At 67.1% G+C, this 20,445-nt stretch carries 16 protein-coding genes and 4 pseudogenes; 5 read left to right on the plus strand and 15 right to left on the minus strand.

Features of this window, described 5'->3' with window-relative positions:
- Positions 1-438: 438 nt before the first annotated feature.
- Positions 439-1,119, minus strand: coding sequence for a hypothetical protein (locus OG241_RS09120; protein ID WP_405814751.1), 681 nt, complete (start codon positions 1,117-1,119; stop codon positions 439-441).
- Positions 1,120-1,462: 343 nt separating this feature from the next.
- The gene (locus OG241_RS09125) at positions 1,463-2,851 is read right to left on the minus strand and encodes a hypothetical protein (RefSeq protein WP_405814752.1); all 1,389 of its coding nucleotides are present in this window, start codon (positions 2,849-2,851) and stop codon (positions 1,463-1,465) included.
- A 264-nt stretch (positions 2,852-3,115) separates the two neighbouring features.
- Between OG241_RS09125 and OG241_RS09130 the strand changes: the two genes are divergently transcribed.
- Complete coding sequence (locus OG241_RS09130) at positions 3,116-3,748, plus strand: hypothetical protein (RefSeq protein WP_405814753.1); 633 nt, start codon at positions 3,116-3,118, stop codon at positions 3,746-3,748.
- A 48-nt stretch (positions 3,749-3,796) separates the two neighbouring features.
- Here the strand turns inward: OG241_RS09130 and OG241_RS09135 are convergent, their stop codons facing one another.
- From OG241_RS09135 to OG241_RS09145, 3 genes are all read right to left on the minus strand, one after another.
- Positions 3,797-4,282, minus strand: coding sequence for a hypothetical protein (locus OG241_RS09135; protein WP_405814755.1), 486 nt, complete (start codon positions 4,280-4,282; stop codon positions 3,797-3,799).
- A gap of 39 nt (positions 4,283-4,321) precedes the next feature.
- On the minus strand, positions 4,322-5,077 hold the full coding sequence (locus OG241_RS09140; RefSeq protein WP_405814756.1) for a hypothetical protein: 756 nt from the start codon (positions 5,075-5,077) through the stop codon (positions 4,322-4,324).
- Between the two features lie 72 nt (positions 5,078-5,149).
- A complete protein-coding gene (locus OG241_RS09145; protein WP_405814757.1) occupies positions 5,150-6,157 on the minus strand; it encodes a hypothetical protein in 1,008 nt (335 codons plus the stop codon).
- Positions 6,158-6,243: 86 nt separating this feature from the next.
- Between OG241_RS09145 and OG241_RS09150 the strand changes: the two genes are divergently transcribed.
- Entirely contained in the window at positions 6,244-6,672 is a 429-nt protein-coding gene (locus tag OG241_RS09150) for a DUF6233 domain-containing protein (protein ID WP_405814758.1), read from the plus strand.
- A 776-nt stretch (positions 6,673-7,448) separates the two neighbouring features.
- Here OG241_RS09150 and OG241_RS09155 read toward each other — a convergent pair.
- The 3 genes and pseudogenes from OG241_RS09155 to OG241_RS09165 form a co-directional block, all read right to left on the minus strand.
- The gene (locus OG241_RS09155; RefSeq protein WP_405814759.1) at positions 7,449-7,610 is read right to left on the minus strand and encodes a hypothetical protein; all 162 of its coding nucleotides are present in this window, start codon (positions 7,608-7,610) and stop codon (positions 7,449-7,451) included.
- Positions 7,611-7,620: 10 nt separating this feature from the next.
- Positions 7,621-7,749 carry a hypothetical protein gene (locus OG241_RS09160; RefSeq protein WP_405814760.1) on the minus strand — a complete coding sequence of 43 codons (129 nt, stop codon included), beginning with the start codon at positions 7,747-7,749 and terminating at the stop codon, positions 7,621-7,623.
- A gap of 926 nt (positions 7,750-8,675) precedes the next feature.
- Positions 8,676-8,814, minus strand: a pseudogene (locus tag OG241_RS09165) (glutamate--tRNA ligase); the annotation flags it as partial.
- Between the two features lie 558 nt (positions 8,815-9,372).
- Between OG241_RS09165 and OG241_RS09170 the strand changes: the two are divergent.
- A complete protein-coding gene (locus OG241_RS09170) occupies positions 9,373-9,759 on the plus strand; it encodes a hypothetical protein (RefSeq protein WP_405775528.1) in 387 nt (128 codons plus the stop codon).
- Between the two features lie 166 nt (positions 9,760-9,925).
- Positions 9,926-10,144: pseudogene (locus OG241_RS09175) on the plus strand (transposase domain-containing protein); the annotation flags it as partial.
- A 43-nt stretch (positions 10,145-10,187) separates the two neighbouring features.
- Here OG241_RS09175 and OG241_RS09180 read toward each other — a convergent pair.
- Positions 10,188-10,415 carry a hypothetical protein gene (locus OG241_RS09180; protein WP_405777857.1) on the minus strand — a complete coding sequence of 76 codons (228 nt, stop codon included), beginning with the start codon at positions 10,413-10,415 and terminating at the stop codon, positions 10,188-10,190.
- Between the two features lie 1,435 nt (positions 10,416-11,850).
- Here OG241_RS09180 and OG241_RS09185 point away from each other — a divergent pair.
- Positions 11,851-12,303 (plus strand): annotated as a pseudogene (locus OG241_RS09185) (transposase); the annotation flags it as partial.
- A 316-nt stretch (positions 12,304-12,619) separates the two neighbouring features.
- Here OG241_RS09185 and OG241_RS09190 read toward each other — a convergent pair.
- The 6 genes and pseudogenes from OG241_RS09190 to OG241_RS09215 form a co-directional block, all read right to left on the minus strand.
- Positions 12,620-13,720: a phosphopantetheine-binding protein gene (locus OG241_RS09190; protein WP_405775522.1), complete on the minus strand. Its 1,101-nt coding sequence runs from the start codon at positions 13,718-13,720 to the stop codon at positions 12,620-12,622.
- 85 nt (positions 13,721-13,805) lie between these two features.
- Positions 13,806-14,801, minus strand: coding sequence for a dTDP-glucose 4,6-dehydratase (gene rfbB / locus OG241_RS09195; protein ID WP_405777755.1), 996 nt, complete (start codon positions 14,799-14,801; stop codon positions 13,806-13,808).
- Between the two features lie 423 nt (positions 14,802-15,224).
- A pseudogene (locus OG241_RS09200) lies at positions 15,225-15,803 on the minus strand (sugar phosphate nucleotidyltransferase); the annotation flags it as partial.
- A gap of 135 nt (positions 15,804-15,938) precedes the next feature.
- On the minus strand, positions 15,939-17,729 hold the full coding sequence (locus OG241_RS09205; RefSeq protein WP_405775520.1) for an ABC transporter ATP-binding protein: 1,791 nt from the start codon (positions 17,727-17,729) through the stop codon (positions 15,939-15,941).
- Positions 17,726-19,558 carry an ABC transporter ATP-binding protein gene (locus OG241_RS09210; protein WP_405775518.1) on the minus strand — a complete coding sequence of 611 codons (1,833 nt, stop codon included), beginning with the start codon at positions 19,556-19,558 and terminating at the stop codon, positions 17,726-17,728. Before OG241_RS09210 ends, OG241_RS09205 begins: the two co-directional genes overlap by 4 nt.
- Positions 19,555-20,415, minus strand: coding sequence for a TauD/TfdA family dioxygenase (locus tag OG241_RS09215; protein ID WP_405775516.1), 861 nt, complete (start codon positions 20,413-20,415; stop codon positions 19,555-19,557). Before OG241_RS09215 ends, OG241_RS09210 begins: the two co-directional genes overlap by 4 nt.
- Positions 20,416-20,445 lie beyond the last annotated feature (30 nt).

Raw genomic sequence — 20,445 nt, forward strand, 5'->3', positions numbered from 1 at the left:
CACGGACTGCCGAACTTGTCGAACCGTTACGAGTGCTGGCCAGCCGCCCGTAGTAACCGGGCTGACCGTTACGGCAGCCCGCGAATCAGCGTAAGGCGGGTGGCTTGATCATGTACATCTCGATGACGCTGGCGCAGGTGCGGAGCGGCTCCTACGGAGCGAGGGCGTCGGCCATGGCCAGGGCGAGCTCGTCGATCACGTCAGCTGCACGACCCGTACGGGGCCGTGCTGCTGCGAGCTGCGGGTAGATGGCGGACGTTGCCGTCCTGGGCAACCTGCTGTCTCAGCCGCTGGATCTCCTCGTGCTGGGCCGTGAGCCTGGAGACGGCAAGTGTCTTGAACGCGGTGAGCTCGGCCAGAGCCTCGTCCCGTTTCGCGACTCGTTCCGTGAGTTCGGAGACCTGGGTCTTGAGCCGTTCGATCTGCGATGTCCGGGGGTCAGGGGACTCGTCCGCGTCGCGCTGGGCCTTCAGGCGGCGCTCGAACTCCTCGCCGAGGTGCTGGCAGGGGCCGGGGCGGGTGGTGCCGTCGCGGTTCTTCGTCGGGTATCCGTCCGGACAAGGCGGCGCTGGCCAGCGCGCTGACGACGACGGTGTCGTAGCGGTAGCCGGGCGAGGAGATCACGCACACCGGCCCGGGTCTCGCCGGGGCCTCGTCCAGGCCCAACAGCTGCGCGACCCGGTTCACGGTCAGCTTCTGCAGGCGCTCCTCGGCGCCCTGCGGATCCGGGACCGTGGCGAGGAGGCGTTCGAGGGCCGCGGCGAAGCTGCTCAGCGCGGCGGAGACCGGCACCAGCCGACGGCGGCCGTGCGCGACGACGGCGAGCACCGGACCAAGGAGCGGCACCGTCGGGTGGTAGCGCAGCGGCAGGTCGGCAAGGTCCGCGGTCAACCAGTCCAGCGCCCGCTCCGCGCGCTCCGGGTTCCGGCACGCGTCGGTGATCACGGAGGGATCGAGGTCGGCCAGCCCCTGGGCCGCGTCGCCTTCATCGGGGCTGATTCCGCACGCGATCTCCTCCGGTGCCCGGTCCTCGTACGCCTGCGGCCAGGCCGGCGCGAGCGCCCTCACCGCGTGATCGGTGTAGCGCAGTACCAGCTCCAGGACGTTGGTGATTGCCATTCTGGCGGCAGCGCCACTGCCCAGCCGATGGCTTCTACACGTACCCACGACGTGTCCGGCTGGCGGGAATCCTGCGTTCATCAGCGGGCGCGACAAGAGCGGGGACTATGGGGATATCTGGTTCTTCCCGCGCTACTTCGGGTGTCGGGTCTGCGACCTCACACTGACCGGACCCGAACTGGACCTCGCGGACATGAGAGCCCATTCCCTGCGTACCGAAGAAGAGGTGGATGACGACTGGGAACCCGACTTCGACTGATCCAACGGCGTATCACGTCGTCTGGCGGTCGGGCGGCCCCTGCCTCGACGCTGAGGCAGGGGCCACGCGCCGCCGGTGGAGCAGCTACGGGCCGCTGTCAGGTGTACGGCCCAGAAGCGTACGGAAGAAGTCGGTGAGCACGGGGCGGGCGCGCTCGCGGTCGCGCAGTTCGTCGTGGCCGAACCGGAACACCTCGTATCCGCGGAACTTCAGGTCGCGGTCGCCGGCCATGGTGGCGGCGTACTTTGCGCTGTCGGGTACAGTTCCGCCGTCGCGCGTGTAGTGCTGCATGCCGTCGACTTCCAGCACCACGCGGCGGTTTCCGGCCAGCAGCATGAGGAAGTCCATGCGGAGGTTTTGCATGGCACGCTCCCCGCGCTCGCGGACGGTCTTGGGGTCCCAGTGCACCCATATCTCTGGCAGGAGCGCGGGTACGTCGGGCAGTTGGCCCTTGTAGAGGTTGTGGTAGAGCCAGAACAGATTCTTCTGGCCCGCGGATTCACGTGGCAGGGAAGCCTGCATGCGGTCGTAAAGGGTGTGACGGGCCGTCTCCGTGTCCTCGATGCCGCGGGTCTCCTGCCACCAGGACAGCAGGTCGCTCCAGAGGAGCCCGTTCTTGCCCACCGGGTGGTTGTAGACCAGGATCTTGTCGGTTTGTTCGGCGATCTCGATGTCGTTGTCGAGGGCGCTGGTGAAGCGGATGTCGGGCTTTCCCTGGGTGGCGAAGATGAGGTTGCGCGGCCGGCGGTCCGTGCCGCGACCGAGCTGATGCAGGTGGAACTGGGGGTATCCGTCCGTCTCCCCTTCGTGACGGAGCTGTGCGCCGACCGGCTGCAGATGGCAGTTGGCCAGTTCGACGAAGCGGCGCTGTGCCTGCTCGTCAGGAAGGACTTCTGGGTCGGCCAGGCCCTCGAGGAAGCGGCCGAATCGAGGATGTGGGGCTTCGAAGGCTCTGAGCTGCTCGAAGAGGTCCTCGGTCGACCAGTCGTCTGGAAACCTGATCACGTGGCGCTGAATGTCGGAGCGCAGGGTGCCAAGGTGGGGCCCCCACACGTTGAACTCGTCCTCACCGAGATCCCACAGGCTGCCCAGCAGGGTCAGAAAGCGGTCCGGATACTTGATGCGGTCGGAGAGGTCGAGCTCCTTGGCCAACTCTCGCCGCGTACGGCCGGGTACTTCCACGTAGTCGCCACCGAGCCACACAACGTCCTGCAGCTCCAGCCGCTCGGGAGCCATAAGCGGCTCACTGTCGAGAACTGCCTGCGCCACATGAGGCAGTCGGTCGTCCGGGCAGACCCCCAGGCTCGCGGTCAAGCGCTCGTGTTTGGTTCCTTGGTCTTTGGGAGGAGGCGAGGGCAGGCCAAGCCGCTCGCACAGCGCTGGCAGATCCTCATGCCGGTATCGCTGGTACAGCGTGATGCACACGCCTTCGATAAGGCCCCGCAACCGCTGAAGGTCCATCTGCTCACCCATCCCACGATGATGAGCCAGGCCACGCTTCGGATTCCAGACGTGGCCGTACTGGACCGTCCACGAGTTCTCCTTCGAGGCGACGGCGGGGTTCGCCATTTCTCCGCCCAGCATCTGACCAGCCAACTGCGACCGCACAGATGCCGAATGGCCACTGCCGACATGGACTGGAGCTGACCCTGCACACGGGCTGGGACGCCCGCTACTACGGCAACACCCCGACCGTCGTCCTCGCCCCGGCGCCTTCGTACCTTCATAGGCGTCGCGGTGACCGCAGTAGGGGGCGTAGCGATCTACCTGCTGGTCAAACAGATCCGCCGGGAGGATCTCCAGTTGCAGGCGGCTGAAGAAGCGGCCGAACTACAGAAGGAGATGGACCCGCAGAGGCTCGCGGACCTCAAGACCGTCACACCCCTGGCCACGCTACTGAAACTCAACCAGTCCCAGATCGACGAGTACCACCGGATCGCCACCGACCAAGCCGACCGGTCCTTCCGGTCCTCGCAACGGGCCATGGCGTTGGGCCTGGTGGTGATTGTGGGTTGCTTCGCCGTCGGCTTGTACTTCGGCAACGGCCAGACCAAGGTCTTCGTCGCCGCTTTCACGGGCGTCGCCGCGGCGCTCTCTGCCTTCCTCAACCGCACCTATCTGCAGATGTACGGGCAGACACTGAGCCAGCTCAACCGCTACTTCGAGCAGCCGGTCCTGACCGGCTACTACCTGACCGCGGAGCGCCTGGCCCAAAACCTGGGCGAGGACCCCGAGAGCGAGATGCGCCGCCGCATCATCGACCAGGTCCTAGAAGCCAGTGCCCGGATGAACAACGGCACCTCAGGCGAAGAATCACCGCCACCGGTCAAGCGGCGGGCGAAGAAGAAGCGCGCCGCGGCGACCGAGTAGGGCCGTATCCGGCTCTGGACGATCGGCAGCGTTAGCGCTGCCCAGGATTCAACGGCTGCCGCGGCAGTCGTATACCGCGAGTGACAGGTCCTTCACCGCAGCTCGGGCATGTTCGGCGTCCAGGCCGTCATCAAGAGCCTCCAACGCGGCGGCCGCCGACACCCGGACGGAACGGGGCAGGCCGTCGTAGGCGGAGAGCCGGTACGCGACAGTGCGACGGGCCTCCTGCTCCTCGTCACTCACCCCATCAGTGGTGAGCGGGAAGACCGCAGCCTCGTACATCGCGATGCTCAGCAGGACCACGTCGGCGATCCCTTCCGCATAGCCGTCGCCCCTGGTCGGCCGGACGGGAGTCACCGTGGGCCGGGGGCGGACAAGCATTCCGAATCCCGCGCCCAGGCCGGCGGCGCCCGAACCCACCAGGGCGCCCGCCCAGTCGGCCACGAGGAAGCCGAGGCAGGCTCCGCTGCCCACCACGCACACCAGCACCGCGATGGTCATCACGTACACACGGGTACGGAGCGGGATCGTCATGGCCAGCAGTATGCCCACGCCCCCAGGGACGGCGGCACCCTATGCACGAGGGAGGCGTTCGAACTGGTCGTACCCCTGTTGGCCGGGTTGCCAGATGCCCTCGATCTGCGCCCCAGCGATGTCGGCCTCGAAGTCGATCTGCGACCCGACGTTCGCCATGCGCAGGTGACTGGCCACGAAGGCGTAGATCAACGCGTGGCTCGTGACGACGGCGACGGCGGGGTCCGAGACGTCAAGGAGGGCAACGACGATCGCCGGCTGCCCCATGCTCTTCACGCGGGCGCTGTCGAGATGGTCCCAGGCACTCGTCGCGTACTGCGCCTCGCCGCCCCAGTTGCTGAGCTGGTGCGAAAACCCGTTGGGGCGGTCGTGGAGCGGCTGGGCGTTGCCTGCGAGGCATACCTTGCCGACGCGGTACTGCACCGATCTGCCGCCCGCTGTGAACACGCTGGAGTCGCGCAGCGCTGCGTGCTCGGCTCGAGTGATCACCTCGTTGGCGAGGGCCTTGTCCTGGCGATCCTCTACGAGGGACTGGGTCAGGACCCTCAGCCCTGACGTCCGTACGTCCTCGACCTCGTAGTCCAGCAATCGGGTCGCGTGGAATGAGCACAACCAGCGGTCGGCGAGCAGGTCTCGAAGTTCGGTGTCGTGCCCGGCGAGGTCTGCCTCGTACGGGAGGTCTGCGCCGTCGGTCACGTCGTCGGGAACTGTCTCCGCCAGGGCTTGGATGTATGCCTTCACATCCGCCGGCCAGCTGGCAGGGCGGTCTATCTCGACGATCTCGCCAATGCTCATGCCGTCAGGAATAGCGCACGGAGACAGTCCTGTCGCCACTGCCCCCGGTCACCTTCGCCTCGAGGTTGGCAGTCAGGAGACCCGCAGGAGTGTGGCGGCCGGGCCAATCGCTCCGGGCCCGAATTTGTCGCGGATGCGGTCGCTGACCTCTTCCGCGACCAGCCGGTCCTCGCGCGCTGTGTCGAGGCTGATCTGGTGGGCGACCTGGTCGGCGCCAACCAGGTCCTCGCCCCGGAGAACGAGTGCGGTGAGGCGGCCCCGCTGGAGGCCAGCGGCGTCGATGAGCCGGTACGCCACGCTCCTGAGATCGTCATCGTGCGCCGAAGCCTCCGCCAGTCGGCGTGCCTTCTCCCAGGACGGGCCACCAGCGAACTTCAACGTCAGGCCGACGCCACGGGCCACCTGACCGCGCCGGCGCAGCAGTAGTCCGAGCTGGACGACCATGTCGAGGAGGGACGCGCGGACTTCGGCTCCGTCCAGGGTCTGCCGGGGGAACGTGCGGCTGACGCTTGTCGAGGTGGGCAGGGCGCGTGGGGTGACGGGGCGGGGGTCGATGCCGCGGGCGCGGTCGGCGACCAGGCGTCCGGCGCGGCCTCCGAGGATGCGCTGCACGGTGGCCGGCGGCAGCCCGGCGAGCAGGCCGACGCTGTCCACGCCGTATCCCCGCAGGACAGTCGCCTGGCGGGGTCCGATGCCGTGGAGGGCGTCGACGGGCAGCGGAGCAAGCCAGTCGGTGACCTGGTCGGGGTCGATGGCGAGGATGCCGCCGGGCTGGCTGATCCGGTGGGAGGCGGTGGCCGCGACCGTGATCGTTTGCCCGATCCCGACTCGTACGTCGACACCCAGTAGCGCCACGGTCCGCAGCCGCACGACCTCTGCCAGCCCGCGGGCGTTGACGCCGTGGTAGCGCAGCGCGCCCTTCGCCTCCACCAGGGCTGCGGACGGGGGCTGCGCCTGGACAACCGAGAAGAGCTCCCCCAACAGCTCCAGGACCTGCCGGAAGACGTCCTCGGGCAGGCGGTCGGGGCAGCGAACATGCATCACACTCGACACCTCCCGCGCTTGAGCTCCAGCTGTCATGGCACCTACCTCCCTCACCCACGTTATCGAACTAGTATTCGAAACCGCGAGCCACCGCGCCCCACCTTCGACCTAGAATCGGAAATATGTTCGATGATTTGCCCCCTGATCTGGCGCGACTGGATGCGCTGAGGGTGTGGCATGCCCTCTGGTTGGAGCGCATCGACCGCAAGATCGCCTTCCTCCGGCAGCGGCAGGCCGAAGAGGAACACGGCCGCCGCAACCGGCCGTTGCCCCCGGACTGGGTCGTCGAACTCGGCAACAGCACCGGCGAGCCGTTCCAGGTCCACGACGGCGAGTGCGGCATGACCGGCAGACGGCAACGCGCCATCGGCCGCGACGAAGCCCGCCGCCTCCTCACCACCGGAGAGGCGCAGGCATGTCCGGTCTGCCACCCCGACACCCAGCTGCACATCATCGACTTAGCCGCCCGAAGGGACCGCCCCGCCGACGAGGCCTTGGACATCCGCGCCTCCCGCCCGTTCCTACCGACCGGGCGACCGATGATCACCTAGAACAGGAGCCTGCCGATGACCACGACTCCCCCGCCTCCCATCAACGAGCCGGACCCGTCCGCGCTGACCTGCCCCGGCGACCGTGTCGGCCTCTGCGCCGGGTGCCAGCTTCTCTGCACTTCACCTGAATGGTCGGCCGGGGCCTGGGGTCCCGGCACGGAGGCCGCGGCGAGGAAGGCACTGAAGGCCCAGCGGCGTGAGGAGAACGAGCGGAACCGGCTGGCCAACGAAGCGCGCCGAGGTGACTCATCGGGACACGTACGAGACTCGACGGGTACACCGATAAGACGCCGACTGATGCCGGTGTACCTCTTGGAGTTCTGCGCACGTCCTTACGGTGTCTCGCGCACGCCCCGACAGTGCAGCACTGGCGTCGCACACAGAGCCTTCGGAGGACTCACCTGTGCAGGGATGCCGGGTGGGGTCTCCCAGGAGACACGACCGGGACACCACGGGGACGCCGTCGTACTTCGCTGCGCCTCTTCCAGAAGGGCCCGGCTGGCGCTTCCGCCGGCGGAGCAGCTGTTGGCGCGGGCCGCGAGTATCGAGGCGAAGTGGATCATGCACCCCGCAGAGGTCTCGGCCGAGGAGGTCAAGGCCACCCAGAGGTCGCGGAAGACCACGACGCGTTGGTGGCGAAGCTCGTCGCTAACTGGCCGAACGTCCCCGAGGAGCGCAAGGCCGAACTCGGTCGCCTCCTGACTGGCCCCTGATACGACTCCTGATGCAACGAAAACGCCCCGGCTCACCGATGCGTTTTCGTGTGTGCGCTCAGGTCAGCGCAGGCCGTCTGTCTCGTCGTACTCTTCGCCGACTGGGAGTGGCCGACGGTCGTCTCCTGGGTCCTCGCTGTAGATGACCGCGGAGACCGCGCTGTCGTAGGCATCGTTGAGGGCGTTGCCGCTTGTGCCGAGCATGTTCTCCCAGTCGATTCCCATGCCCCCGAGATTAGCTGTACCGCTTGAGGATCTCGGCGCTGCGGGCGTTGAGATCGTCGGCCCGGGCGAAGATCGCGGCTTCCGCTTCAGGGGTGATGTGCCGGTCGTCGAGCTGGCCTCGGCATGGGATCAGGAGCAACAGCTGGGACGAAGGCGCTCTCGATCATGGTCGTCATCGTCTGAATGAGGACCGATAGGGACGAGACGTGCATCGAGGCGTACTGGTCGTTGTAACCCCATTGGTCAGTGGCTGGCAGCAGACCCGGGTGGGGGTCCTGCCAGTCCGGGCTGGGGTCCGGGCGGTCGTGGCGGTGTGCCTGGCCGGTGAGGTCGTCATGTTGGCAGCTTCCACTCCGATCCGGGATGGGCACTCACACACGTCCGCGGACAGGAATCGGCTGCCGCCGAACGGTTCCTGCAAGCCGAGCTGATCGCCCCGCAACGGCTCCACGCCGACGCGCTGATCGGCGATTCCGTCAGCCATCTCCTCGGGAGACGGCTGCCTACCCACGCGCTGCGTGGCCTTGGTGGTCTGGCCTACCGCATGGGTATCAGCCGGTAGCCCAGAAACCCGGAGCCTCTCTGTACCGTCTGCCCGCATCAGCCGCCGGCCTACTCGCGGTGGATCTGTGCGCCCTCCACCGGGCGCGTCTCCTACGATCACCAGGTCATCGCCGCCACCCCGATCCACACATCTTCCGTCTCACCCCATACTCGAGAAGCCGATGCCTGAGTTGGACTGTCTCTAGGCGGTCCACGGTGTCAACGGTCACGCTCCTCGCGTCCAGATGCCCGCCGGACGGGCGTCGACCACCGCGATCGACTGAAGGTGCGACTGGGACACCATGCACGCGGCCGGTTTCTCGCCGAACAGCTCCCTTCCGGGAAGCCGGTCGTTACCGTGGGGGGGGCTGCACCTGCGACATCCCGGCGGCCGGCGATCGAGGAAGCCGAGCGCGGCATCACGTGCACGCACAAGGGAACGTGGCGGCCTGCCCCCGGTAGTTGACATGACAGTGGGGCCTGGTGCGCCACCCCGCGCACACCGGTTCCGCTGTCGTCAGTTCACGCCGACGGAAGCCTCGCGATTGCCACGTCGATCCGCGCCGGCGTCCGCTCCCGGCCCAGTACCCTGCACCGACTCGAACAGCGGCAGCCCCACCGTCCTCCCCGTCACCGCGACCCGGACCTGCGCCTGTTCCCGTGCGCCGGTCCTGCCTCGTCCGATCTTCCCCGCGGCCCAGTCGTCCCACACCTCATCCGGTGCGGGGTTGTTCTGGCGCGTGCGGGGCCGTCAGCGCAGAGCGGCCTTGAAACATCTGGTGATCCAGTGGGACAGAGGCGTCACAGGCACGTCGCAGACGATGAGCTACGGCAGTCTGGCCACGATCGAGCCGGGCCCGAGTGGCGACCGGCCACCGGGCAAGGAGCGACACACATTGACGACAATAGATTTGATTGACCAGTCGAGAAGCGAGTCGATAGGCTTTTCATGTAAGCTTTGATAGGTCAATCCGGGAGACGTCACTCGCGAGAGATTGGCATGCACCGGGAACCGACTCGACTCGACATCATCACTGCGGCAGAGCGTCAGCAGCACGACACGAAGGCCATCACGCCAGCCCACGCGAGACGCAGGATCTCCGGATACCCAAACCGGCGATCCTGCAGATCATGGATACGCCACTGCTGCGTTCGGTCAGCAGCCTCGACCTGACAGCCACACACACTCTTAGCCAGACCCGCTGAACGTGGACCCGAAATGACCTGGAGTGCCCAATTGCGTAAGGAATCCACCGACGAAGCAATCATCGAAGCCGCCACGAAGGCCCTCGAGCAGGACGAAATGATGCTGGATCCAAAGGACGCCGCCAAAGTCATCGGCTGCGGCGAACGTTGGCTCCGGGACGGGGCCAACCACAACGGCTTCCCTCACCACCGCTTCGGCAAGTTCCTGAAGTTCAGTCTCCAGGACTGTCGCGAAATCCGGGAGATGAACCGCGAGAAAGCCAGGCCGTCGGAGCTGGCCAAGGCCCGCCGCCGAAAGGCCACCGCGCGCAAGCCCCCCGAGGGCGGCCCGGCCACCCCGGCCACCCCGGCTGCCAAGCCGCTCAAGCCTGCTTCTCGTTCTAAAAGTCAAGTGGCATGAGTGACTAGGCAAGGCCACGAAGTTAAGCACGGGCACGAGCTGGCAAATCGTCCGCGAAGCATCGGAGTTCGGGATGCAAGAACGGGACCTCTGATAGAAGCGGGAGACCGACCAAGATCTCCCGGTCGCGAGAGAGGTCCCGTTGCCCTGCCAGCTTCCCACCACGATGACAATCACCCACGAAGACACCGTCTCGGACGATATCTTCGCCCTCAAGCATCTCGGTGAGCTGACCCAGCACCTGTCTTTCGAGCTCATCGACGAAGTGCTGGTCCAGCGGCGGTTGCGGCAGCTGCCGTCCAGGGGCGGCGTGTACTTCGTGCTGGCTCTGTGTCAATTCCCAGAGATTGGCTACGCACGGGTATGCGGACAAGCTGGTCTCCGGAATGCGCAGCCGATGGCGACAAACCACCCTTTGCGTCCGCTGGTCACGCGGCGGCCTTCGTGCCGCCCATGCTCCGCTCGCGCTGCTCCCGCGTCAGCATCGCGAGCGTCGCCCGTAGGTCGTCCAGCGGTATGCCGCCGAACTGGATGCCGACGGAGAAGTTGAACTCATCGCGCTGGCACACGGGCTGGTCGGTGCCGTCCTGGAGCGCGGCCCACAGGTCGGCGATGTGCTGGTCGCGGATCGCGGCGGCGCCAGCGCTGCAGGTCACAGCGCACCATGGAGGAACTCCACGGTCTCCCGCTCCAACTCCTCACAAGGCGCGAGAGAAGGTCGCAGCAGGGCCGATGACGCGGCCGAACTTCGCGCGGACCCGGTCGGGTCGACCGCACTTTCGGCGACAAGACGGGGCCTGGTCGGATCCGTCAAGGCTGAGCTGCTCGGCGTTCTGGTCGCCGCTGACCAGATCTTCGCCACGCACCGTGATCCCGGCCAGCCGTCCGTGCTGCAGACCGGCGCACTCCACTTTGGTAGGTGATCTGGCGCAGATTGCCCTCATATCCGGACAGCCCGGCCAGGCGGCGGATCTTCTCCCACTTCAGGCCGCCAACGAACTTCAGCGTCAGAGTGAGGCCGCTCGGCCTGCCCGCGGCTGGCAGCTCGACACCGAGCCGCACGACCAGGCCGAGCTGGCCGCCCCGCGACACTGGACTCCTGCAGCGCCTACGCGACGACCTCGACCAACACACCGTACGCGCTACACCCGACCGTGAGTTCCTTGCCAAGCTTGACCGACAGCTCAGCCGTATCTCTCCAGGATGAGAGCGGCTTTGGCGAAGGCGCTGAGCCGATCATGGCGTGGGCGATGCTCGCAGGCCGCGACCGGAGTAAGGCGGCCTGCGGGCAGAGGGTTAAGGCGCGACAGCGCCAGGGCGGAGTCGATCCATACCGCCTCGTCGAACACCTGCCGGGCTGCTTGGGCGCCCTGCTGCGGGGCTGTCGACACTTCAGGTCTTCGTTACAGAACTCCACGCACATACAGTCCTGGATCGCGTCCAGCGCGGAGTCAGCGGAGCCATCTGCGTCCGTCGGGCGCCTGCCAAGCGCCCCGCGTGGTCTCTGGGATGCGGTGGACAGCGGCCAGCAGATAGGGGGCCTGGATGTGGTGGGCGGTGAGGAGCCACAGGTCGGGGACCTCGTTGGCGGCCCGGCCGACGCTGCAACGCCGGCCCGCTCGTGACCTACCGGTCAATCACCTGGGAAGGTACGTCCTCCCCGAGGTGATCCACAGATCTTGAGCATGGCTCTGGTCGCGCTGATCGTCGAGCTGGAAGTCCGCGGCGAGGGACTGCATCAGCGTACTGGGCCATTGTCTTGGCGCCGTGGCACCGGGGCCGACTCGCTCAGGCCGGTGGGAGCTTGCACCTCGGCCGCCCAGCAGTACCTGCTCGAATGCAGCACCGCCAGTTGCTCCTTCACCACGCTCAGGACTGGCCAGCAGTACTCGGTGCGGCGTGATCACCTAGCGCGGTAGTGAGGCCGGGAGCCGGAGGCTATTGCTGACCTCCGGCCCCTGTGACGCCTCGCTCGCGTTTCCCAGTTTCCCGCCCGATCAGGCGGGAAACTGGGAAACGGATGGGAAAACGATCATGCAAATCTCTGCGCCGTACTACACGGAGACGCAGCGAACTACCCGAACGCGCATGCGCAGGGCGATGGAAACCCAGATCAACGCCCTGCTGGAGGCCCACCCTCTTTCCCAGGTCCTGACATCGATGCCCGGCGTCGGCGTCAGGACCGCCCCTGTCCTGCTGGTCACCGTCGGCGACGGCACCAGCTTCCCCACCGCCGCCCACCTGGCCTCCTACGCCGGACTCGCGCCGACGACAAAGTCGTCGGGCACCTCGATCCACGGCGAACACGCACCCCGAGGCGGCAACCGGCAGCTCAAACGCGCGATGTTCCTCTCCGCCTTCGCCTGCATGAACGCCGACCCGGCTTCCCGCGCCTACTACGACAAGCAACGCGCCCGCGGCAAGACCCACACCCAAGCCCTCCTCCGCCTCGCCCGCCAACGCATCAGCGTCCTGTTCGCCATGCTCCGCGACGGCACCTTCTACGAACCTCGGACGCCGAAGGACGTCGAGCTCGCCGCATGACCCCAGCAACCCTCAACCACCCCAAACCCGACAGGGATGCCTTGACGAAGGACATAGAGGCACCCCCCCGAGGATAAACGCCAAGCTAAGGGCTTGCAGAGAAGCAACGTGTTGCTTCTCTGCAAGCCCTTAGCGAAACGTCACCTACCAACTCTCCATCACCACACCGGAGATCACCGAAACACAGCCCTCCCTCCAGGTCGAACAGCAAGATCCGCCCTGCCGCACCGCCCAGCCCCGCACCGCGTAAGTTCCTGGCATTGGATGAGAATCCCCTCGGCTACTCGGCGGCCAAGGCCCACGGTCCGTGTCCCGCTCACAGGCCGAGACGGGCACGGACCGTCTCAGGCCAAGCCGAGACGATGCCGCCGTGGCGCTGCTTGAGAGCGAGCGTGACCCGGTCGAGGCCGAAGCCCACGCACGCGCTGTGCCCGACCGAGCCGTCACGCGCCCTCAGCCCGAACGCCTCACCGAAGTGGCTCTTGTGGTAGTTGACAGACGCCACAGCCTGAGGGAGGTCGTCCGCCACGTCCGCGAGCATCTCCCATTTGAGTTCCTCGGACTGCTGCGCCGACGCCAAGTACCTTCCTGTGCTGCCGAAAAAGGGGTCGTTGGCCACTGTTGTTTCCAGATCCAGACCGAGATCACGAAGCCAGCCCTCCGCGCTACTCAGTGCGCGATGGCGCCACGCCGCGACCTCGTCCGCAGTGCCCCAGCGCACGACTTCGTACATGCGGAACGAGCGCAGACGGCCGGTTTCCGCGGTCGCCTCGTTGCGGAAGCAAGCTGCCTCGACACTCAGGCAGCCGGAGTCCGGCCGAGCTCCTTCGGAAATAAGCGGGTACACGTGGTGGCACGCCACCGACGTGAGGACGAGGTCGGTCGGGCCGCTGTCTCCCCCCTCTCGCGCGCCGTGTACTTCACCGAGCAGGTGAGGGAAGGAGGTCGGGTAGCCGACACGTTCCGAGATGCTTCGCGCGATGACGGGCGGAGCAGTGTAATGCTCACCCACCTCACCCGCGAACAGTTTCGCCAACCCGGCACGGAGACCGCTGTGAACGCTCTCGTCCGCACTCGACGTCAGTACGACTCCAGAAGCGGACATCTGTCCAGCCGGAGTCCGCGAGTGGTGTTCTGACTGCCCGGGAAACCTGGTGTCATCGCGCCTGACGGAAGGCTCCCGCCCGGCTACGGTCTCGATCGCCGTGGCGAGCGCCTGGATCGAACTGAAGGTCTCGGGCCTGACCACCTCGTCCGGAACCTCGATCGCGAACCTGTCTTCGATCGCCGTCAGTATCTGCAAGACTTGCATGGAATTGATCCCTGCAAGGCGGAGATCCGCATCACTCGCCATGCTTTCCGCTGCGTCACCAAGAATTCCTGGGTCGGCTAGAATCTCGCGTATCGCGCGTTCCATTACTTCCCGCCTTCACATCTCGATTGAATATCCAGCGCGCCGCCACAACGGCCGCTATGGGGGCCCTTTCCAAGGCCTCGCCCGTTCATGGAGTGCTCGCGGATTCCGCCCTCCGGGAACGCTTGACCGCTTTCCACCAGACCGGGTTGTCCCGGTACCAGGCCACGGTCTCCACCAGCCCTTCCTCGAAGCCGATGCGCGCCTCCCAGCCCAGCTCCCGCCGGATCTTCGTACTATCGAGCGCGTACCGGTCGTCGTGCCCCGGTCGGTCGGCCACCCGGATCATCGCCGACTCGTCCGCGCCGCACAGCCGCACCAGCCGCGCCGCGATCTCGGTGTTCGGCAGCTCCTCGCCGCCGCCCACGTTGTAGATCTCTCCAGGCCGCCCATCGGTCAGCACGGCGTGCACGGCCCGGCAGTGGTTGTCCACGTGCATCCGCTCGCGGACGTTGTGGCCTTCCCCGTACAGCGGGACCGACCGGCCTTCCAACAGGTTCGTGACGAACAGGGGGATCAGTTTCTCGGTGTGCTGGCATGGCGCGTAGTTGTTGGAGCAGCGGCTGATCGACGCGTCCAAGCCGTGCGTCGGGTGGTACGAGCGGGCCACCAGATCGGACTCCGCCTTCGACGCCGCGTACGGCAAGTTGGGGGCCAGCGGCCAGCCCTCCGTCCAGGAGCCGGACGTGATCGACCCGTACACCTCGTCGGTCGAGACGTGCACCACCCGCTCGACACCGGCCCGCAACGCCGCATGGAGCAGCACCTCGGTGCCCACCACGTTCGTGCGGAAGAACTCGCCAGCCTCGCGGATGGAGCGGTCGACATGCGACTCCGCCGCGAAGTGCACCAACGCGTCCTGCCCCGCCATCAGTTCGCGGACCAAGGCCGTGTCGCAAATATCGCCCTGGACGAACTCGAGCCCCGGCGCGGACGCTGGGAGGTTGTTGCAGTTACCGGAGTACGTCAGCTTGTCGAGAACCATGACGCGGGCACCTTCCGCCCCGGGGTAGCCGCCGCTCAGCAGCGTCCGGACATAGTGCGAGCCGATGAACCCGGCGCCTCCGGTGACCAGAATCCTCAACGCGCCACCTCCACTTGGGAATCGTCTCCTACGATCAGACGGCGCCCTTCGCCCGCCGACCGGACCGCTGTCCTGCGACCGATAACCGAACCGCGGAGCCCGCGCAGGCCGGAGAGCGTCGGACTCTCCAGCACGATCAAGTCGTCGATATGCGTGTCCCACAGCGTGCAGTTGCTGCCGATGGAGGTGTAACGGCCGACGTAGCTGTCCTCCACCACGGTGCCCGCGCCGATGATCGCCAGGCCCACGGTCATGGAGCGGACTACCCGCGCTCCCGGCTCGACGACGACATCCCCGATGACCCGGCTGGCCGTGTCGATCTCGCCCGCGAAGGCGGGGGGTGAGGCCGTCGATCAGACGGCCGTTGGCATCCGGGACGCCGTCCACGTGACCGATGTCCGCCCAATAGCCGGTGTACTCGGAGGCCTTCACGGTACGGTTCCGGGACGTCAGCCCCTGGATGGCGTCGGTGATCTCCAGTTTGCCCCGGGCGCCGGGACCGATGGCGGCGGCCGCCTCGTGAATCGCCGAGGTGAAGAAGTACAGGCCGATCAGGGCGAGATCGCTGCGCGGCCGGGCCGCCTTCTCCACCAGCCGCAGCACGGTCCCGTCCGCGTCGATCTCGGCGACGCCGAAGGCGCTGGGGTCGGCGACCTTCTGCACCACGTTCTGCGCGTCAGGGCGTGCGGCGGCGAACTCGCACGCCAGGTAGTCGACGCCCTCGGGCACCAAGTTGTCGCCGAGGAACTTCCGGGCGACCAGCACGCAGTGAGCCAGGCCGAGCGGCTCGGTCTGCAGGACGTAGGTGATACGGGCGTCGAAACGGGACCCGTCGCCGATCCGCTCGCGGAGCGCGGCGATCGGGTCGCCGACCACGATGCCGATCTCGGTGACGCTGGCGCCAACGATGTTCGCCAGCGCGAGTTCCAGGACCACTTTTCCGCCGACCGGGACAAGTTGCTCCGGCAGGGAGTGGGTCATGGACCTGAGGCGCGGGCCCATTCCGCCGCACAGGACGAGAGCCTTCACCGGAACCGCACCGCCTCGGCCGCGTCGAGCAGTAGGGCCGACATGACAGGGCACCGCCGCCGGATTCCCTCGTGTCTCGGGAAAGGTCGCCTTCGTGCCACATCGTCCTCAGGCACCGTAGGCCGCCGCTTGGATTCCGTACAGGTCGGCGTAGTGGCCACCGTTGAGGGCCTTCAGCTCCGCGTGGGTGCCGGACTCGACCAGACGGCCCTGCTCGAGGACGAGGATCAGGTCGGCACCAGTTACGGTGGAGAAGCGGTGCGAAACGATCACGGTGATCGCTCCCGTGCGCGCGGCGAGCCGGCGTGCGCGTTCCATCTGGCGCTTGAAGACGGCGTGCTCGCTGGGGGCGTCGAGGGACGCCGTCGGCTCGTCCAGGACGAACAGCAGAGGATCGTCCCGCATGACGGCACGCGCGAGCGCGACCCGCTGCCACTGGCCCTCCGAGAGATCGACGCCACCCAGTTCGCGCCCGAGCTGGGTGTCCATGCCCTGGGGCAGCGCATCCATGAGAGCCGCAAGGTCAGCGTCCCGCACGGCACGGGTGATGCGGTCGCGGTCGGTCAGATGCGGCAGGTCCCCGAGGCCGACGCCCTCGGCGAGGGTCGTCTCCAAGCGTCCGAAATCCTGAAACGCAGCGCTCATGCGCGAGCGCCAGTCGGCGGTGTCGAGGTCGGCGAGGTCCGTGCCTTCGACAGTGATCCTGCCCTCGTCCAGTCGGTAAAACTTGGCAAGGAGCTTCACCAGGGTGGTCTTGCCCGATCCGTACTCGCCGACGATCGCGACCACGGTTCCCGCCGGAATATGGAAGCTGACGTCGGAGAGGGCGAGTCGGTCCGTGCCGGGGTAGCGGTAGGAGACGCCGTCGAAGGCGATGCCCTTGTCCAGCCGGGCAGGGGCGGTGGTGGTGCCGGCCGTGCGGGCGGTGTCGGCGGCGGCATAATCCCTCAGCCAGAAGTACGACTCGATGGCGGTCCTCGTCGCGAGGGTGCTCGCCGTGCGGCCGACCGCCTGCTGCACGACCTGCCTCAGGCCGGACGCCACGATGACGGCCATCACCACATCGCCCGCAGTGCCTTGGCCACGCGCCACCTGGAAGGCGACGAGGGCGAGCGCTCCGACGAACCCGCAGGCGAACACCGCCCAGCCACCGAACTTCCACCCCGCGGCACGCACCCGCGCCCGGTAACGCAGGTGTGCCGCCTCGTCCCAGGCCGCAGCCTGCCGGCGGGCGATCTCCTCGCCGGCGCCCGCGACGCGGATGTCCTTGCCGCTGTCGGCGCGGGTGCCGAGCTGGAAGAGGTGCCGCTGGAGCCGGAAGACCTCGGCAGTCGCCGTCTCGGTCTCGACCACCGCCTGCTTTCCACGGTGGTCGAACCACAGCGGGAGCGCGGCGAAGGGCAGAAGGAGCAGCAGCCAAGGACTTACGGTGCCCAGGATGAGGAGCATGACGCCCAGCTGCAGTCCCGAGCGGACGGCCATGACCATCTGCCACAGGCTCATGCCGATCTGCCAGCTGTTTTTGCTCGCTCCCTCCAGCCGGTCGAGGAAGTCCGTGCGCTCCAGGTGGTCCAGCCCCTCGATCCCAGCGATCCACCCTTGGATCTGCGGGCGCAGCTCCAAGCCTGCCTTGTCCAGGAGCAGTTGGAACAGGTCCCAGACCGTGTGCTGAAGCGTCACGGTCACGCCGTAGCAGACGGCCGCGCCGCATGCCGCCGCCATGGCCGTACCCAGCATGCCGTGGGCACTGGCGTCGATCACGGCACGCAGCGACAGGGCGATCCCCGCGGCCGCCACGATGGTCAGCGCGCAAACGCCGAACATCCCGGCGGTGGCGGCCGGGGCCAGCCGCCAGGAGACCCGAAGCATCTCGGCCCACAGGGCAACGTAACGCCTCACAGCAGTTCACCTTCCTCGATCGCGTGCCGGTAGCCCTGCTGGAAGCGCTCCGCTTGGATCGCGAACATCTTGGCGTAGCTGCCCCCTGCGGCGACCAGTTCATCGTGTGTGCCAGATTCGGTGATCCGGCCGCCGTCAAGCAGCACGATGCGATCCGCCTGACGCACCGTCGACAGGCGGTGCGAGATCAGGACGACACTGGCCTCGTCGCGCTGTGTGGCCAGCCGCTGGAAGACGTCGAATTCGGTGCGAACGTCCAGGTGGGCGGTCGGCTCGTCGAGCACTAGAAGCTCTGCGCCGGTACGTAGCGCGTACAGCGCGCGGGCCAGCACGACCTGCTGCCACTGGCCGCCGGAGAGATCCACACCACCCGTACGTGAGCGTGCCAGTGGCGTCGCCCAGCCGTCGGGAAGCCGGTCAAGGACCGGTCGTAGACCCGCGTCCCGGGCCGCCGCCTCCAACACGCTGGGATCCGGCTCCGTGCCGGGCCGACCGAGAGTGACATTGTCGGCGGCCGACAGTTCGTATTTGACGAAATCCTGGAAGACGACGGATATCCGTTCCCGCCAGGCTTCGGCGCCCACCTCGGACAGGTCCTGTTCGTCACCGACAACGATGCGCCCGCGGGACGGCTCGTAGAGCCCCGCGAGCAGTTTGATGAGAGTCGACTTGCCCGAGCCATTCAGCCCCACGATGGCAAGCAGCTCACCGGGCCGGATCTCCAGGTCGAGTCCAGCGAGCACGGTACTCGTCGTCCCCGGGTAGCTGAATCCCACCTGCTCGAAACGGACAAGGCTGGAAGAGGCGCCACGCTTCAGGGGGGTGGACAGTGGACGCCGGGCGTCGTTCCCGAGGTGCTCGGCCAACCTGTCGAGCGCCTTGACGGCTTCCAGCCCCGCAAGCCGGGTCAGGGCGCTGTCGCCCGACCCGATCACGGTGAACAGCGCCACCGCGGCCGTCACCACAGCGGTCTCCGTCGCGATTGAGCCCCGTCCGCTCACCGTGTCCCTGACCACGGCCGTGATCGCGATCAGCAAGGGGGTTGTCACCAGCAGGACGATCCACAACTGGCTGCGGATGTGACGCTGCCACAAGGCGAACATGGGCTCGCCCCGGGCCACATGGAGCCCCAGCAGCCTGCGCACCGCCCAGCCGCCGAAGCCGAAAATCCGCAGGTCCTTCCCCACTCCCGCCGAGGCGAGCGCTTCTTGCCAGCGGTCCGCCCTCAGAAGCACGTCGACCTGATCCCGCCAGAGTCGTATGAACTCCAGTCGCTGCTGGTAGCGCAGTCGACCACAGGCCAGTGAGGGAATCAGCAGCAACGGCACCAGCCACCAGGCGAACTGGGCGACCGTGAGGCTCAGCGCCGCGATCCCGACGGCGGAGGCCGCCTGATCGAGCTCCGCTAGGGCGGCCTGCCCCGGGGTGCGTTGCGTGTACTCGTCAGGGTCTGCCTTGGCTTGCCGGATCAGGTGCTGCGCCTCCGGCTGTTCCAGGAGGTCGATGGTCGGGCTGCCGGCCACCAAGCTGGTCACGGCCGCGCGGTGCGCTCCATCGATCCGCTGCTGCGCCAGATAGGCCAGCGGTTCCGCCCATGCCTCCGCGGCGTGACTCACCAACAGCACCACACCGAACGCCGCCAGCGGCAACAGCACGGCACCGAGACCTCCGAGGCCGTTCAGTGCCGTGACCCGGCTCACGAGCAGTCCCACCACCACGGCGGTGGCTGCCGGTAGCAACTTCTCTATCAACCGAATCGCGGTAATGGCAGCCGCAGTTCCTTTTCCCGTCGACCACAGCATCCGTAGCAGGCGAAGCGTGTCTCTCATGAGGCTTCCTCTCGCCGGGAGCCACCAGTCGAGTCGGACGTGCTGGGGGCGTTGGCGTAGAGCGCTCTGACGAGGTGGCGGCGGGCGTCGGGTGTGTCCTCATAGGCTTGACGGCCGTGGGAGAGGCGGTCGTTGCGAAAGATCAGCGCTTGGCCGGAAGCCAGACGTATCGCCAGTCGGTAGCGCGGGTTCTCGGACGCCGTGCGGAGGAAACCCAGTGCTCTGTGCAGGCCGCCTGGTGGGCCGGCCGAGTAGTTCCACGTGCAGGTGTCGTTGTCCGTGTAGCGGGTGATTAGGTCACCGGCTTCGTCCACGGAGAAGACCGGGCCCGTGGAGTCCACGTCGATGGCGGGAAGAGTGGAGCGGCGATTGAGTGCTTTCGGAGAGAGGAGTGCCTCCGCCGCGGCCGGGTCCTTCTCGCGGAGTTCGGCGAAGGCGGCCAGGGAGTTGAAGAGCAAGGTGTCCCCGCCCCGATGTGCGGCGCGGACGCAGTAGAGGACGGTGGTCTTGATATCGCCGATGTCGTCCAGAAGACCATCGACATGCCAGGCCTGGCCAGCGGTGGTGCTGAAGCTGGGGTGTCGGCCCTTTGTGTCGCTGCGGATGTCGCTGTAGGAGGCGGAGTAACTCTTCGTCTCCGCATAACGGTAGAGGGCCGGGATATGAGGACTGCCAAGTCGCAGTGCCGCGGACAGCGCTGTGATGGTGGCGTCGGGCGCCCCTGGCTCCCTCATCGTGACTACGGCGAAGCCGCGTCCTTCGAGATTGCGCACGAGCTGATTTGGGGCGTCGTTCTCTGTGAAGTCCACGGGTTGTGCGCACCGCAGATCTCTGTAGTCGGCTTGCAACTGTTGCACGCTGTCACCTCCCGCAGGGTATCGATGCGT

It is taken from the genome of Streptomyces sp. NBC_01390, assembly GCF_045040105.1.
In the GTDB taxonomy this organism is placed as follows: domain Bacteria; phylum Actinomycetota; class Actinomycetes; order Streptomycetales; family Streptomycetaceae; genus Streptomyces.